The 519-nt window shown below is 67.4% G+C and carries 1 pseudogene; it reads left to right on the forward strand.

From position 1 onward, the window contains the following. Nucleotides 1-519 (forward strand): annotated as a pseudogene (locus A9W95_RS27145) (hypothetical protein); the annotation flags it as partial.

Consider the following 519-nt stretch of genomic DNA (forward strand, 5'->3'; position numbering starts at 1 on the left):
CCGATCCGACCATGCGCCAGCCACCGGTCGACCCGACGCAACACGCGCCTCACACCGACCCGACGATGCAGCGGCCCAACACCGACCCGAACCTGCAGAGTCCGCAAAGTGATAACCGGGGACAGTCCCCGTGGCCCGCGTCGCCGGCCCCTCGACCGGATGCGCCCCCAGCGAAGGCCAAGGGACGCCGGCTGGCGGTCATGCTGATCAGCGGTGTTGCGGTACTGACAGTGATCGGTGTCGTGGTTGCTGTGCTGTTGACCAACGGTGGCAGTGGTGACTCCTCACACGAGGCGTCGCCCACCGAACCGAACTCCGCCCCCGATAACTCGGGGCCGTTCACCGGCATGTACACCGCCGACTTCGGGCCCAAGCTGTCGCTGGCCGGCCAAGAGGTGCCCAATTCCGAACCGCCGGACAAGGAGACCTGGCTGTTCCGGTCGGCGTGCGGCAGCAACGGCTGCGTGGCTACCGCCTCCCGGCAATCCGGCCGCTACAACCACACACCGAACCTCATTC

This window comes from Mycobacterium sp. 1423905.2, from assembly GCF_001673155.1.
GTDB lineage: Bacteria > Actinomycetota > Actinomycetes > Mycobacteriales > Mycobacteriaceae > Mycobacterium.